The organism is Pseudomonas izuensis, assembly GCF_002356535.2.
Taxonomy (GTDB): Bacteria; Pseudomonadota; Gammaproteobacteria; order Pseudomonadales; family Pseudomonadaceae; genus Aquipseudomonas; species Aquipseudomonas izuensis.
Window position 1 is genome coordinate 5,974,875 of record NZ_AP017423.2, and the last position, 15,708, is coordinate 5,990,582.

The following is a 15,708-nucleotide window of genomic DNA, read 5'->3' on the forward strand; positions in this document are numbered from 1 at the left end:
TGACAACCGTTAGCGGAACGGCGGCTCGTCGAAACTGCGCAGTTTGCGCGAGTGCAGCGAGTTGAGTTCGGTGCGCAACAGGTCCACCGCTTCAATGCCGATTTTCAAGTGCTGGCTGACCGCGCGCTCATAGAAGGCGTTGGCCGAACCCGGCAACTTGATTTCACTGTGCAGCGGTTTGTCCGATACACAGAGCAATGTGCCGTAAGGCACCCGCAAGCGATAACCTTGCGCGGCGATGGTGCCACTTTCCATGTCCACCGCCACCGCACGGGACAGATTGATCAACGGACGTTCCTGGGCCCAGCGCAGTTCCCAGTTACGGTCATCGTAGGTCAACACGGTGCCGGTGCGCAGGCGCTTCTTCAGTTCGTCGCCCTTCTCGCCGGTAATATTGGCCGCCGCCTGCTGAAGCGCAAGCTGCACCTCGGCCAGGGCCGGGATCGGAATGTTGGGTGGCACCACCCGGTCGAGAATCCCGTCGCGGCGCATGTAAGCGTGAGCCAGCACGTAGTCGCCGATGGTCTGCGACTGACGCAAACCGCCGCAGTGGCCGATCATCAGCCAGCAATGCGGACGCAGCACCGCCAGGTGATCGGTGATGTTCTTGGCGTTGGACGGACCCACGCCGATGTTCACCAGCGTCACGCCGTGACCGTCGCTGGCGATCAGGTGATAGGCCGGCATCTGGTAACGGTGCCAGACCACACCGGCGGCGATCGCCGAGGCCTCGCCGTGATCCATGCCCTTTTCAATGATCACGTTGCCCGGCAACACCATGCGCACGAAACGCGGGTCGCTGCGCAACTGCTCCAGGCCATGGACGATGAACTGGTCGACGTAACGGTGATAGTTGGTCAGCAGGATCCACGGCTGTACATGGCGCCAGTCGCTGCCGGTGTAATGCACCAACCGGCGCAGGGAGAAATCCACCCGTGCCGCGTCGAAAAGCGCCAGCGGCAGCGGATCGGTGTTTTCCCAATCGTAGAGGCCATCGGCAATGCCGTCGCTCGCTGCCGACAGGTCGGTACTGGGGAATACCCGCGCCAGCACGGCGGCGGTGACGCCGGAGCCGGCCAGCTCATCGCCCTGCTCGACCACGTACGGATAAGGAATGTTCTGCTCACTGACACCGACTTCCACGGTCACGGTGAAGTCGTGCATCAGCGGCACCAACTGTTCCAGCAGGTACTTACGGAAAGCCGAGGGATGAGTGACGGTGACGCTGTAGGTGCCCGGCAACTGGACCTTGGCGTAGGCACGGGTGGTCTGCGGGACTTCGCCCTGGCAGTGATAGGTCAGGCGCAGTTCGGGATAACGAAACATCGCCCGCTGCTCGGCGTCTGGCTCGACACGATCCTTGAGATAGCGTTTGAGCGCCTGACTCAACGCAGTGGTTGCACGATGGTGCAAGAGCGCAAGCCGGTCCACGGCTTGCTCGGCGGTTTGAACGACAATAAAAGCTTCGGTCACGATCAGCATCCTGTGTTCTGACTTGCAGAGCTTCATCTTGCCTGCATCGTTGCTTCACGGGAACAGTTACTGGATCACCACAGATCAATTGTGGGAGCGAGCCTGCTCGCGAATACGGTGGCACATTCAACATCAATGTGACTGAAAGACCGCTATCGTCGGAACGCCGCCCGGAGCCGGCTCATTCCTACAGTGGAACGGTGTCGTTCAGAAGCCTTGTGGTGTTGAGCGGGCGACGATCGCTTCGACGTCCAGCCCACGCGGCAACGCACCGTAGACCCGGCCACCACCACTCAGACGACTGGCAATAAACGCATCACTCACCACTGCGTTGCCGGCCTCCAGCAACAGCTTCGCCTGAAGGCCAAGGGCAACGTCTTCAGTCAATTGCCGCGCCCGGTACTGAATGTCGCTGGTGTCCTTGAACGCCGCCTGCAATTGATTGATGTGAGCGGCCAGGCGCTTGTCGCCATGGCCGTCGCCCAATTCGCTGAACAACGCATCCAGCACACCCGGCTCCTTCGACAGGGCCCGCAGCACGTCGAGGCATTGCACATTGCCGGAGCCCTCCCACGTCGAATTCACCGGAGCCTCGCGGTAAAGCCTTGGCAGGATGCTGTCCTCCACATAACCGGCACCGCCCATGCATTCGGCGGCTTCATTGATCATGGCCGGCGCACGTTTGCAGATCCAGTACTTGCCCACGGCGGTCACCAGCCGGGCGAATTTCGCTTCCTGCGAATCATCCAGATGATCCAGCGCGCGCCCCATGCGCAGGCTCAAGGCCAGCGCCGCTTCGCTTTCCAGTGCCAGGTCCGCCAGCACGTTCTGCATCAAGGGGTGTTCGCTGAGCAATTTTCCGCCGACCTTGCGGTGGGCGCAGTGATGGCTGGCCTGGGTCAGTGCCTGGCGCATCAGGGCACTTGAGCCGACCATGCAATCGAAACGGGTCATGGCCACCATCTCGATAATGGTCGGAACGCCTCGGCCTTCTTCGCCGACCATCCACGCCAGTGCGCCACGGAACTCTACTTCGCTGGAGGCGTTGGAGCAGTTGCCGAGTTTGTTCTTCAGGCGCTGGATGTAGAACTGATTGCGCGTGTCATCCGGTCGATGGCGCGGCAGCAGGAAACAAGTCAAACCTTTATCCGTCTGCGCCAGGGTCAGGAAGGCATCGCACATCGGTGCCGAACAGAACCACTTGTGCCCTACCAGTTCATAAGCCTGGCCAGGGCCGCTGGCCCCCACCGGATAGGCCTTGGTGGTATTGGCCCGCACATCGGTGCCGCCCTGTTTTTCGGTCATGGCCATACCGATGGTGACACCCGCCTTGTGGGCCATGCCGAAATTGCGCGGGTCGTATTCGGTGGCGAGGATCTTCGGCAGCCATTTATCCGCCAGGTCCGGTTGCAGGCGCATCGCCGGGACGCTGGCAAAGGTCATGGTCAACGGGCAGCCGCTGCCGGCTTCGGCCTGGCTGTGCAAATACGTCATGGACGCGCGGGCGACATGGGCGCCGTCCTGCGGGTGCGCCCAAGGCAGCGAAGTCAAGCCATGCTCGATCGCCGTGCGCATCAGTTGGTGATAGGCCGGGTGAAACTCCACCAGGTCGATACGGTGGCCAAAGCGGTCGTGACTGTTGAATACCGGTTTGTTCTGATTGGCCAGGAATCCCGCTTCCATCAGCGGCCCGCCGGCCAATGCGCCATAAGCCTCGATCCGCGACTCGGCCCAACCGGCCCCGAAACGCCGCGACCATTCCTGCAAAGGCAAATCGATGCGATACAGGTTGGCGCCGTCCAGTGAAGGCGGCTGGTTGGTGACTTCGTGGGTTTCGGCGAACTGATGCAGGTTCATGACGGGGCTCCTTTGGTCAGCCAAGGGATTTCAGTTAAGCACCGCCCCTTGGCCGATCAAAGTGTCATATCCGCCTAATTGTCGGCGCTTTCGCCCTGCTTCGGACAGAGCACCCGACGATAGAGTGCAGCCTGCAAGTCTTCGAATTTCACCGGTTTGCTCAGGTAATCGATCAGCGCGCCGGTGGGACAGCGCTCTCGATCCACGCCCTGGGCGATCATGAACACCGGCAACTCGGCACAGCCTGGCAATTCCCGGATCTGGCAGCAGACAGACACTCCCTCCATCGGCGGCACCTGACCATCGAGCAATACGGCATCAAAGGATTCACCTTGCAGGAATTCGAGCGCGGCGATACCGGTATCAGCGGTGCGCACCCGGAACCCGAGCTTCAGCAACATACCGCGCATAACCAATTGATTGATGCTGTTGTCGTCCACCAACAGCACGGTGCAATCCTGTGGCAACCGCAGGCGTGGGAAGTCCCGCGTCATGAAGGACACTGACGGGGGCTCGACCGCCGGGAATTCGAACTCGACGTCGAGCTGGAAGCGACTGCCACGCCCAGGCTCGGAACGGTGCGTCAGGCGACCGCCGAGCAATTCGACCAGTTGCCGGCATATCGCCAGGCCGACCCCCAGACCGCCATACTCGCGGGTCATCGAACCATCGAGCTGAAAGAATCGCTGATACATCGTCGCTTCACCCAGATCGGTGAAACCGATACCGGTATCGATCACCGCAAAGGACAGCGCCATTCGATCAGGGTTGACGGTTTTGCCGGTCACCCGCAGCGCCAGCCCACCGACCCGGGTGAACTTGATGGCGTTATCCAGCAGGCATTCCAGGCATTGCGCCAACTTGGCACTGTCACCGTGCAAACGATCCGGCACGCCGGGGGCCACGTCGACCTTGAAGTCCAGCGACTTGCTGGAAGCATTGCCGTCAAACTGCATGCGCAATGCGTCGACCACGCCGCGCAAGCTGAAGGTCGACGGGGAGGCCTTGAGCTTGCCGGCCTGCAATTCGGTCAGCGTGAGGATGCCGTTGACCATGCGCATCATGTCCCGCGCCGAACCCGCGGCCGTTTGCTGGTATTGCTCCAGCTCCGGGTCCATTTCAACGGTCTGCATCAGTTCCAGCGAGCCGATCACGCCATTCATGGGCGTGCGCAATTCATGGGTCAGGGTCGCGAGGAATTCGTCCTTGAGCTGGTTACTGCGCGCCAGTTGCTGGTTGAGGACTTCCAGCTTTTGTCCCGCGTCGAACAGGGTTTGTGCCTGTTGCTCGCGCATGGCATTGATGCGGTCGGCCAGGGCCAGGGACAGCAGCGCCACCTCGATGGCCGAACCGATCTGGCTGGAATACATGGTCAGGAACACGTTCGGCAGATAACCCAGCACCATCAGGGTATTGATGATGCCGCCGAGCAAAAACGCCGACCAGGCAATGATGAAATAGCGCGCGACCCGCAGCCCGCGCAGCCAGGCGAAAATGCCCGCGGCAAAAATCACTACCGTGAAGATCAGCGCCAATGCCGTCGCCAGGCGCAGGGCCAGGGCATAACTGGTCATCAGCGATAACCCGACCACCAGTGCACTAAATACCACCAACGCCAGCAATAAACGGTCAAGCCAGCGGCTGTGGGTGGCCGTTTGCAGGAAACGGCGGGCGAACTGACTGCCGAACAGCCCGGCACAGCCAATGAAGAACGGCGTCGCCGCGTTGGCCCACCAGGGATTGTCCGGCCAGAAGTACTGCACGGCCGCACCGTTCACCGACAGCTGATACAAACCGAACGAGGCGATATAGAAAATGTAATAGAGATAGCTGGTGTCGCGCACGCTGAGGTAGATGAACAGGTTGTAAACCAGCATTCCCAGCAACACACCGTAAATCAGTCCCAACACGTAAAGCCTGACCGGCTGTGCTTCGAGGTACGCGGTGCTCGACCATAGCGTGACCGGTGCCTGTATCGAGCCCTGGCTCTGCAGGCGCAGATAGACGGTTTGTGTTTGGTCGGGGGTGAAATCCAGGTTGAACAGGAAGTTGTTCTGACGAATCTCGCGACTGGCGAACGGCAAGGCATCTCCGGTCTGGCGAACCAATTGATAGTTGCCGGCCGCATCGGGCAAGTACAAATCAAGGTGATCGAGGGGCGGATAGGCCAGTTCGAGCAGCCAGGTACGCTGCGCCGCCGGGTTGGTCGGACGGTATTGCAAATCGATTTTCAGCCAGAACACCGAACGCGAGTAACCGGCATTGAGGGTGTCTTTGTCGTGGGCTTTGAAGTTGCCTGCCGCCGCTTGGGCAAGCACATCCGCGATGGTCGCCTGACCAGCGGCGTCTTCAAGTACTTGCAAGGTTCGGCCCAGGGGGAGGCTTTGAGTGAACTCATCGAATTCGACGGCGTTCGCCAGGAGGGGCAAACACAATAGCAACATCAGCAAATAGCGCATTTATGCCCCAGCGTGGCCTGTCCGGTTCTGTCAGGAAGCCCCCCATTCCCTTTGAGCAGACGTAAACCGGTGTTACCTGTTATTGGTTTGGATCCACTCTAGCATAGCCGTTGATGGCCATTGAGCACTACTGAAATTTTTCCTACAAAGGCTCTAGCACGGGTGTTCCAGCGAAGATTATTGAGATAGAGCTGTTTGATCGTTCAAACCCCTGTCTGTAGGAGCGAGCTTGCTCCGGGCGGCGTTCCGACGATGAATTCACGGTCGCCGCGTTTATCCCGTAACCCGGCGTCATCATTAACGACCATCGCGAGCAATCGAGCGTCGACCGGCTGCTCCTATGGGCACCGTCATGACTCGTCGGTCGACTGGTGGTAAGCTCGCGCACCATGAATATCTACAGCTCTCGCCCCGTTGTCCTCTGTCTCTCCGGCCACGACCCAAGTGGTGGCGCCGGCTTGCAGGCAGATATCGAAGCCCTGCTCGCTCAGGGTTGCCATGCGGCTCCGGCCGTCACCGCCCTGACCGTGCAAGACACGGTCAATGTCACGGATTTCCGCGTCCTCGATCGTGAGTGGGTGCTGGCCCAGGCCAATGCCGTGCTCAACGACTCTGAAGTCGCAGCGGTCAAACTGGGCATGCTCGGTTCACTGGAAATGGTCGACACCGTTGTCGAACTGCTTTCGGCGCACCCGCATTTGCCAGTGGTCTGCGACCCCGTGTTGCGCGCCGGCGGCGGCGGACGACTGGGCAAGGACGAAGTCGGCTACGCCATGCGCGAACGCCTGCTGCCCCTGTCGATCATCGCTACCCCTAACCTTCCCGAAGCCCGGATCCTCGCCGAACTGCCCGAAGGCACCGCGGACGAGTGCGCTGAAAAACTCCTGCCGTTCGTCAAACACCTGCTGATTACCGGCGGTCATGGTGACGAAACTGAAATCCACAATCGCCTCTACAGCCGCGATGGCTTGCGCCAAACCTACACCTGCCAGCGCTTGCCCGGCAGCTATCACGGTTCCGGCTGCACCCTGGCCAGCGCCCTCGCCGGCCGTCTGGCACAAGGTGAAAACCTCGCCAGTGCCGTTCAGACCGCGCTTAACTACACGTGGCGCACCCTGCGTGACGCCGAGCAACTGGGCAAAGGCCAGTTCGTGCCACGCCGCCTGCCACTGGACTTCTGTTCGTAACGCCATGAGGGCTGTCCGATGAAATTACGTGGCCTGTACGCCATTACCGACAGCCATTTACTGGACGGTAAATTGCTCGAGTACGTGGAGGCGGCGCTGCAAGGCGGCGTCACCCTGTTGCAATACCGCGACAAGAGCAGTGACGAAGCCCGTCGTCTGCGTGAAGCCGAAGCCTTGCGTGATTTGTGCGAACGCTACAACACCCGGTTGATCATCAATGATGACGCTGAACTGGCCGCACGCCTGAACGTCGGCGTGCACCTGGGACAGACCGACGGCCCACTGACCCCGGCCCGTGCGCTGCTCGGCTCCAGGGCCATCATCGGCTCGACTTGCCACGCGCAACTCGAACTCGCCGAACAGGCCGCCAAAGAAGGCGCCAGTTACGTCGCCTTCGGCCGCTTCTTCAATTCCAACACCAAGCCCGGCGCCCCGACCTGCAGCCTCGAACTGCTCGACCAGGCCCGCCAGCAGCTGCACCTGCCAATCTGCGCGATTGGCGGCATCACCCTGGACAACGCTGCTCCGCTGGTGGCTCACGGCGTCGATCTGCTGGCCGTGGTGCATGGCCTGTTTGGCGCCCAGAGCGCGGCTGAGGTGACCCGTCGCGCCCGTGCATTCAATGAATTATTAAAAGTCTGAGAGCCCGATCATGTCTCGTTCCGAAACGCTGTTTGCCAATGCCCAGAAACACATTCCCGGTGGCGTGAACTCGCCGGTTCGCGCGTTCAAGAGCGTCGGTGGCACGCCGTTGTTCTTCAAGCACGCCGAAGGCGCCTACGTCACTGACGAGGACGACAAGCGCTATGTGGATTACGTCGGGTCCTGGGGCCCGATGATCCTCGGCCACAGCCATCCGGATGTGCTGAACGCCGTGCGCAAACAGCTGGAGCACGGTCTGTCCTACGGCGCACCGACCGAGATGGAAACCCAGATGGCTGATCTGGTTTGCTCGCTGGTGCCGTCGATGGAAATGGTGCGCATGGTCAGCTCCGGCACCGAAGCGACCATGAGCGCGATCCGTCTGGCCCGTGGTTTCACCGGTCGCGACAGCATCATCAAGTTCGAAGGCTGCTACCACGGCCACTCCGACAGCCTGCTGGTCAAGGCCGGCTCCGGCGCACTGACTCAAGGCGTCCCGAGCTCGGCCGGTGTACCGGCGGCCTTCGCCAAACACACCCTGACCCTGCCGTTCAACGACATCGACGCCGTTGAAAGCATGCTCGCCGAAGTCGGCCAGGACGTGGCGTGCATCATCGTCGAGCCGGTCGCCGGCAACATGAACTGCGTACCACCGGCCCCCGGCTTCCTCGAAGGCTTGCGCACCTTGTGCGACAAGCATGGCGTGGTACTGATCTTCGACGAAGTGATGACCGGCTTCCGTGTCGCCCTCGGCGGCGCCCAGGCGCACTACGGCGTAACGCCGGACCTGACCACCTTCGGCAAGATCATCGGTGGCGGTATGCCGGTGGGCTGCTTCGGCGGCAAGCGCGAAATCATGTCGCGCATTGCTCCGCTCGGCCCGGTTTACCAGGCCGGCACACTGTCGGGTAACCCGCTGGCAATGGCCGCCGGCCTGACCACTCTGCGCCTGATCAGCCGTCCGGGCTTCCACGCCGAATTGACCGACTACACCACACGCCTGCTCGACGGCCTGCAAGTGCGTGCCGATGCGGCGGGCATTCCGTTCGTGACCACCCAGGCCGGTGGCATGTTCGGCCTGTACTTCAGCGGTGCCGACGACATCGTGACCTTCGATGACGTCATGGCCAGTGACGCGGCCCTGTTCGGCCGTTTCTTCCACCTGATGCTGGAAGGGGGTGTGTACCTGGCACCGAGCGCGTTCGAAGCCGGCTTCACCTCGATCGCCCACGGCGAAGCCGAATTGAAACTGACCCTGGATGCCGCCGAGCGCGCATTCGCGGCCTTGAAATAATGCAGTAGCGCTGACGTTGGCCATCGCCAGCGTCAGCTTTCACCTACACCCCAGCGCTTTTTCCTACTCATCTGCCAATAATCCCCCGCAAAGTGGGCGATATATTTCCCGTGCAGCAGAAAAACGAGTAAAGACTTTGTAAGGTTGGCCCTGCTTATTTCATAATGCGCGCTTATTGGATCCCCTCGATGGGTCCGCGCGCCCTTCAGAGGTAAGTCGATTCCCATGAACCGCACCGGCCGCGCCCTTTCACTGGGCTGCCTGTTGCTCCTTCAGCCCCTGCTCGCGCTCGCACAAGCAGGCGGTAACTCGTTGTTAATCCCAGCGATGGGTCGCTGCACCCTCAATACCCAGCCGCAAGACCTGGCACAGGCGTTGGCCGCCTGTCAGAAAGCGTCGGATGAAGGGGATGCGCAAGCGCAATACGAGTTGGGTGAGTTCTACTACGAAGGCAAAAACGCACCGCGCGACCTCAATCAAGCCCTGAGCTACTTCGAAAAGGCCTCGCTGCAAGGCCATGCCCAGGCGCAGTTCAAACTCGGCACCATGTTCTTCCACGGCGAAGGCGTCCCGGCCAATAACGTCCAGGCGTACATCCTGTTGAAAATGGCCGCGGTCAACGGCGCTGAAGATGCGCTGGACACCGCCGACGAAGTCACCGAGAAAATGCCCCGCGAAGAGCTCGAAGTCGCCACCCAGGTGCTCGGGCAAATTTTCCGCAAATACCTGATGGAACTGCAGAGTGCCGATGGGCGTACGCCCTTTTCGCCTCTTCCCTAGTTTTTTACCAGCCTTTCTGACGCCATCGCGAGCAAGCTTTGCTCCTACAGAGGCGTAACACCTTCCTGTGGGAGCAAAGCTTGCTCGCGATTGGGGCGACTCGGTCTTGGGCCTTACTTCTCAGGCATCGGCATCGGAAACGGCATTACATTGCCGACCGCGCCGCGGGCTTCGCTGATTTTCGGGGTGCCCAGGCGCTCGACTTCATCGATGCGCACGATCGAATGCATCGGTACGAAACTGCGTACGACACCTTCGAATTGCGCCTTGAGCTTCTCTTCGCTCGGATCGACGACCACTTGCGTGCGCTCGCCAAAGACGAACTCTTCCACTTCCAGGAAGCCCCACAGATCGCTCTGATAGATCTGCTTGGCGTACATTTCGAACACCTGGCCCTGGTTGAGGAAAATCACCTTGTAGATTGGAGCTTCGCGTTTGGTCATGGCGGGCGGACAACACATCGGGGTAAAAATGAGGGCGCGAACTATAGCATAGCCACCGGACGCACAGCGGTAGGAACCTGGGAACATGTTCCCTATAATGCGCGGTTCTTCGAATCACGTGATGACCCTTTTCCATGGCCAAGAAGCTTTACATCGAAACCCACGGTTGCCAGATGAACGAGTACGACAGCTCGCGCATGGTCGATCTGCTGGGCGAACACCAGGCCCTGGAAGTCACTGCTCGGGCAGAAGATGCCGACGTGATCCTGCTCAACACCTGCTCGATCCGCGAGCGCGCCCAGGATCGCGTCTACTCGCAGCTCGGCCGCTGGCGCGAACTGAAACTGGCCAATCCGGACATGGTGATTGCCGTCGGCGGTTGCGTGGCCAGCCAGGAAGGCGCCGCCATCCGCGATCGCGCGCCCTATGTCGACGTGGTGTTTGGCCCGCAAACCCTGCACCGCTTGCCGGAAATGATCGACGCCGCGCGCACCAGCAAGTTGCCGCAAGTCGATGTTTCGTTCCCGGAAATCGAAAAATTCGACCACTTGCCCGAGCCGCGCATCGACGGCCCGAGTGCCTACGTGTCGGTGATGGAAGGTTGCAGCAAGTACTGCACCTTCTGCGTGGTGCCCTATACCCGCGGCGAAGAAGTCAGCCGTCCGTTCGACGATGTGATCGCCGAGATCATTCACCTGGCCGAAAATGGCGTGCGCGAAGTGACGCTGCTGGGGCAGAACGTCAACGGTTATCGCGGCACCACCCATGACGGTCGCCTGGCCGATCTGGCCGAGCTGATCCGGGTGGTCGCGGCCGTCGATGGCATCGACCGCATCCGCTACACCACCTCGCACCCGCTGGAATTCTCCGACAGCCTGATCCAGGCCCATGCCGAGGTCCCCGAACTGGTGAAACACCTGCACTTGCCGGTGCAGTCGGGTTCGGACCGGATCCTGGCCGCGATGAAGCGCAACCACACCGCGCTTGAGTACAAATCCAAACTGCGCAAGCTGCGGGCCGCCGTGCCTGGTATCTGCATCAGCTCGGACTTCATCGTCGGCTTCCCGGGCGAGACCGAAAAAGACTTCGAACAGACCATGAAGCTTATCCAGGACGTCGGCTTCGACTTCTCCTACTCGTTCGTCTACAGCCAGCGTCCCGGAACACCGGCTGCCGATCTGGCCGATGACACGCCGGAAGCACTGAAAAAAGAGCGCCTGAATGCCCTGCAACATCGCTTGAACCAGCAAGGTTTCGAAATCAGCCGACAAATGGTCGGTTCGATCCAGCGCATCCTGGTCACCGACTACTCGAAAAAAGACCCCGGCGAGTTGCAAGGCCGCACCGAAAATAACCGTATCGTCAACTTCCGCTGCGACAATCCGACTTTGATCGGCCAGTTCGCCGATGTGCGCATCGATGCAGCGCAGCCACACTCGTTGCGGGGCTCGCTGATCCAGTAACACCGCAAAACCCTGTAGGAGCAAAGCTTGCTCGCGATTGCCACGCCGCGGTCCGCCGGACAGATGGCGTTATCGTTCATCGCGAGCAAGCTTTGCTCCCACAGGAATATTTAAGAGCTTTCGCACCCAGGCCACTGGCGTTATCCTTGATTTCATCACTATTGCCCCAGGGCGGCTAAATACGACCTTGAACGCACCCATCGAACCACATCGTTTCATCCTCGAGCCTTTTGAGGCGCGCCGTTTCGCCAATCTGTGCGGGCAATTCGACGAGCACTTGCGCTTGATCGAACAGCGCCTGACCATCGAGATCCGCAATCGCGGAAACCAGTTCGAACTGATCGGCGAGCGTAAACACACCACCTCCGCGGAAAACCTCCTGCGCCGCCTGTACCGGGAAACCAAGGGTACCGAGCTGTCGCCGGACATGGTTCACCTGTTCCTGCAGGAATCCGCCGTCGAGGAGCTGGACAACCATTCGCCCGCCGACGCCTCCGTCGCCCTGCGCACCAAAAAAGGCATGATTCGCCCACGCGGCGTGAATCAGCAGCGCTACGTGAAGGAAATCCTCGGCAACGACATCAACTTCGGCATTGGCCCGGCCGGTACCGGCAAGACCTATCTGGCCGTTGCCTGCGCGGTGGACGCCCTGGAACGCGAGCAGATCCGTCGCATCCTGCTGGTGCGCCCGGCGGTCGAAGCGGGAGAAAAACTCGGCTTCCTGCCTGGCGACCTGTCCCAGAAGATCGATCCGTACCTGCGCCCGCTCTACGATGCGCTCTACGAAATGCTCGGCTTCGAACATGTGGCCAAGCTGATCGAGCGCCAGGTCATCGAAGTCGCGCCGCTGGCCTACATGCGTGGTCGTACGCTGAACAACAGTTTCATCATCCTCGACGAAAGCCAGAACACCACCGTCGAGCAAATGAAGATGTTCCTGACCCGGATCGGCTTCGGCTCAACGGCCGTCATCACCGGTGACATCACTCAGGTCGACCTGCCACGAGGCACCAAGTCCGGTTTGCACCACGTGATCGAAGTGTTGAAAGACGTGCCAGGCATCAGCTTCACCCACTTCCAGCCCAAGGACGTCGTGCGCCATCCGTTGGTGCAGCGCATTGTCGAAGCCTATGAGCGCTTCGAAAATCGTGTGGCTGATGAAGCGCCAAAGGACAACCGCCGCGATGCTTGAGCTTGACCTGCAAATCGCGACCGAAGCACCCGCCCCTAGCGAAGCCGATTTCCGCCAGTGGTGTGAATTGGCCCTGCGCCAGCGCACCGCCGACTCCGAAATGACCATTCGACTGGTCGACGAAGCCGAAGGCCGCGAGCTGAACCACACCTGGCGGCAGAAGGATTATGCCACTAACGTATTGTCATTCCCGGCCGATGTGCCGGACGAGTTTCTCGACATCCCGTTGCTGGGCGACCTGGTGATCTGCGTCGCCGTGGTCGAGCGCGAAGCTGCCGAACAGGGCAAGGAACTCAAGGCCCATTGGGCGCACCTGGTGATTCACGGCTGCTTGCATCTACTCGGTTACGACCACATAGATGATGACGAAGCCGAAGAAATGGAAGCACTGGAACGGGCATTGCTTGCAGAACTGGGCTATCCCGATCCGTACGCGGACGACGAAACCGAAACCTCCCCAACCGCCACAACAAAGGATTCAGAGTAATCGCTATGAGCGAAGATCGATCGAGCAACGGGCAGAAGTCCTGGCTGGGTAAAATCACCCAGGCTTTTGCCCACGAGCCGAAGAACCGCCAGGAGCTGCTGGAGCTGCTGCGCGATGCACACCAGAACAAACTGCTGGACAGCGAAGCGCTGGCCATCGTCGAAGGTGCCATCCAGGTGGCTGACCTGCAGGTACGGGACATCATGGTCCCGCGCTCGCAGATGATCAGCATCAAGGCGACCCAGACACCCCGCGAGTTCCTGCCTGCCGTCGTCGACTCGGCCCACTCCCGCTACCCGGTGATCGGCGAAAGCCACGATGACGTGATGGGCGTGTTGCTGGCCAAGGACTTGCTGCCGCTGATCCTCAAGGAGAACGGCGACCACTTCAACATCAAGGATCTGCTGCGCCCGGCCACCTTCGTGCCGGAATCCAAGCGCCTAAACGTATTGCTGCGCGAGTTCCGCGCCAACCACAACCACATGGCCATCGTCATCGACGAGTACGGCGGCGTGGCAGGCCTGGTGACCATTGAAGACGTGCTGGAGCAGATCGTCGGCGACATCGAAGACGAGCACGACGTCGAAGAAGACAGCTACATCAAGCCGCTGCCCAGCGGTGATTTCCTGATCAAGGCCCTGACGCCGATCGAAAACTTCAACGAGTTCTTCGACAGCGAATTCTCCGACGATGAGTTCGACACCGTTGGCGGCCTGGTGATGAGCGCATTCGGACACCTGCCAAAGCGTAACGAAATCACTGAAATCGGCACCTATCGTTTCCGCATCCTCAATGCGGACAGTCGCCGAATTCATTTGCTGCGCCTGACGCCTATCGCCCGGTAAAAACTAAGGATTGAAATGCGCTGGATAACCCGCCCCGGCTGGCCCGGTAACCTGCTGGCCGTGGCGGCCGGTGCAATCACCACCCTGGCCCTGGCGCCGTTTGACATCTGGCCACTGGCCTTGCTGGCCGTCGGGTTGTTCTATGCCGGCCTGCGTGAACTGAGCCCGCGCCAGGCCCTGGGTCGTGGCTGGTGCTTCGGCTTCGGCCTGTTCGGCGCCGGGACCAGCTGGATCTACTACAGCATCCACCATTTCGGCGGCGCCTCGGTCCTGCTGGCCGGGTTCCTGATGCTGATATTCACCGCGGCGATTGCCTGGTTCTTCGCCCTCCCGGCCTGGCTCTGGGCGCGCTGGCTACGGCGCAACGAAGCGCCGCTGGCCGATGCCCTGGCTTTCGCGGCGCTGTGGGTTGGCCAGGAAGCGTTCCGTGGCTGGTTTCTGACCGGTTTCCCATGGCTTTATTCCGGTTACAGCCAGCTCGACGGCCCCTTGACCGGGCTTGCCCCCGTCGGCGGCATGTGGCTGATTTCCTTCACGCTGGCCCTGACCGCCGCACTGATTTACAACGGTTTGCGCCTGGTCCGTAGCGGCCGTAAAGGTTTCATCGCGCTTGGTGCCCTGTTGCTGGTCGGTCCATGGGTGGCCGGCATGGCGCTCAAGCATCATGCATGGACCAGCCCGGCGGGCGCGCCGCTGAGCGTCGCGGCCATTCAGGGCAACATCGAACAGAGCATGAAATGGGACCCGGCGCAGCTCAATGCCCAGTTGGCGCTGTACCGCGACATGAGCTTCAGCTCCAAGCGTGTAGACCTGTTGATCTGGCCGGAAACCGCGATCCCGGTGCTCAAGGAGTCAGCTGAAGGCTACCTGGACATGATGGGCAAATTCGCCGCCGAACGGGATTCGGCAATGATTACCGGCGTACCGATAAGGGAAGTCGTTCGTCATGAGAAACGCTTCTTCAACGGCATAACCGTAGTGGGTGAAGGCGATGGCACCTACCTCAAACAGAAGCTGGTGCCGTTCGGCGAGTACGTTCCACTGCAAGATGTGTTGCGGGGATTGATTGCGTTCTTCGACCTGCCAATGTCGGACTTCGCTCGCGGCCCCGCCGATCAGGCCATGTTGCAAGCCAAGGGCTACCAGATCGCACCGTTCATCTGCTACGAAGTGGTGTATCCGGAGTTTGCCGCCGGCCTCGCCGCACAAAGCGAACTGCTGCTGACCATCAGTAATGACACCTGGTTTGGTACGTCCATCGGTCCATTGCAACATTTGCAAATGGCACAGATGCGCGCATTGGAGGCCGGCCGCTGGATGATCCGGGCCACCAATAACGGCGTCACCGGCCTGATCAACCCGTTCGGCCAGATCACGGCGCAGATCCCGCAATTCGAACGCGGCATCCTGTACGGTGACGTCGTGCCAATGCACAACCTGACGCCTTACCTGCAATGGCGTTCGTGGCCATTGATCATTGTCTGCGTGTTGTTGTTTGGCTGGGCGCTGGTGGCGAACCGGATGGCCAAAACCGTCTGAACCGATGATTTGCAGGAGCTGGCTTGTCGGATCGCCGCACCGCAGCG

General features: G+C 60.6%; 13 protein-coding genes. 9 read left to right on the forward strand and 4 right to left on the reverse strand.

The window, feature by feature from the left end; genetic code table 11:
- Positions 1-9: 9 nt before the first annotated feature.
- The 3 genes from amn to LAB08_RS26735 all read right to left on the reverse strand — a co-directional run bounded on the left by amn (position 10) and on the right by LAB08_RS26735 (position 5,789).
- Complete coding sequence (gene amn / locus LAB08_RS26725) at positions 10-1,509, reverse strand: AMP nucleosidase (protein ID WP_172901646.1); 1,500 nt, start codon at positions 1,507-1,509, stop codon at positions 10-12.
- Between the two features lie 171 nt (positions 1,510-1,680).
- Entirely contained in the window at positions 1,681-3,330 is a 1,650-nt protein-coding gene (locus LAB08_RS26730; RefSeq protein WP_096514932.1) for an acyl-CoA dehydrogenase family protein, read from the reverse strand.
- A gap of 74 nt (positions 3,331-3,404) precedes the next feature.
- Positions 3,405-5,789 (reverse strand): hybrid sensor histidine kinase/response regulator, encoded by a 2,385-nt coding sequence (locus LAB08_RS26735; RefSeq protein WP_096514930.1) that lies wholly within the window; start codon positions 5,787-5,789, stop codon positions 3,405-3,407.
- Positions 5,790-6,178: 389 nt separating this feature from the next.
- Between LAB08_RS26735 and LAB08_RS26740 the strand changes: the two genes are divergently transcribed.
- From LAB08_RS26740 to LAB08_RS26755, 4 genes are all read left to right on the forward strand, one after another.
- The gene (locus tag LAB08_RS26740) at positions 6,179-6,976 is read left to right on the forward strand and encodes a hydroxymethylpyrimidine/phosphomethylpyrimidine kinase (RefSeq protein ID WP_095197261.1); all 798 of its coding nucleotides are present in this window, start codon (positions 6,179-6,181) and stop codon (positions 6,974-6,976) included.
- Between the two features lie 18 nt (positions 6,977-6,994).
- Positions 6,995-7,618, forward strand: a complete 624-nt coding sequence (gene thiE, locus LAB08_RS26745; RefSeq protein ID WP_096514928.1) for a thiamine phosphate synthase — start codon at positions 6,995-6,997, stop codon at positions 7,616-7,618.
- A gap of 10 nt (positions 7,619-7,628) precedes the next feature.
- Complete coding sequence (hemL, locus tag LAB08_RS26750; RefSeq protein WP_096514926.1) at positions 7,629-8,912, forward strand: glutamate-1-semialdehyde 2,1-aminomutase; 1,284 nt, start codon at positions 7,629-7,631, stop codon at positions 8,910-8,912.
- Between the two features lie 225 nt (positions 8,913-9,137).
- Positions 9,138-9,692, forward strand: coding sequence for a tetratricopeptide repeat protein (locus LAB08_RS26755; protein ID WP_096514924.1), 555 nt, complete (start codon positions 9,138-9,140; stop codon positions 9,690-9,692).
- Positions 9,693-9,805: 113 nt separating this feature from the next.
- Here the strand turns inward: LAB08_RS26755 and LAB08_RS26760 are convergent, their stop codons facing one another.
- On the reverse strand, positions 9,806-10,135 hold the full coding sequence (locus LAB08_RS26760; protein ID WP_003185742.1) for a DUF1820 family protein: 330 nt from the start codon (positions 10,133-10,135) through the stop codon (positions 9,806-9,808).
- A gap of 134 nt (positions 10,136-10,269) precedes the next feature.
- On the opposite strand from LAB08_RS26760, the gene miaB reads away from it, so the two are divergent.
- The 5 genes from miaB (at position 10,270) to lnt (ending at position 15,661) form a co-directional block, all read left to right on the forward strand.
- The gene (miaB, locus tag LAB08_RS26765) at positions 10,270-11,598 is read left to right on the forward strand and encodes a tRNA (N6-isopentenyl adenosine(37)-C2)-methylthiotransferase MiaB (RefSeq protein ID WP_096514922.1); all 1,329 of its coding nucleotides are present in this window, start codon (positions 10,270-10,272) and stop codon (positions 11,596-11,598) included.
- Between the two features lie 187 nt (positions 11,599-11,785).
- Positions 11,786-12,790, forward strand: coding sequence for a PhoH family protein (locus LAB08_RS26770; protein ID WP_096514920.1), 1,005 nt, complete (start codon positions 11,786-11,788; stop codon positions 12,788-12,790).
- On the forward strand, positions 12,783-13,277 hold the full coding sequence (gene ybeY, locus LAB08_RS26775) for an rRNA maturation RNase YbeY (RefSeq protein WP_096514918.1): 495 nt from the start codon (positions 12,783-12,785) through the stop codon (positions 13,275-13,277). The genes LAB08_RS26770 and ybeY overlap by 8 nt, the downstream gene beginning before the upstream one ends.
- 5 nt (positions 13,278-13,282) lie before the next feature.
- Positions 13,283-14,122: a CorC family transporter gene (locus LAB08_RS26780; protein ID WP_096514916.1), complete on the forward strand. Its 840-nt coding sequence runs from the start codon at positions 13,283-13,285 to the stop codon at positions 14,120-14,122.
- Positions 14,123-14,137: 15 nt separating this feature from the next.
- Positions 14,138-15,661: an apolipoprotein N-acyltransferase gene (gene lnt / locus LAB08_RS26785; protein WP_096514914.1), complete on the forward strand. Its 1,524-nt coding sequence runs from the start codon at positions 14,138-14,140 to the stop codon at positions 15,659-15,661.
- Positions 15,662-15,708: the final 47 nt, after the last annotated feature.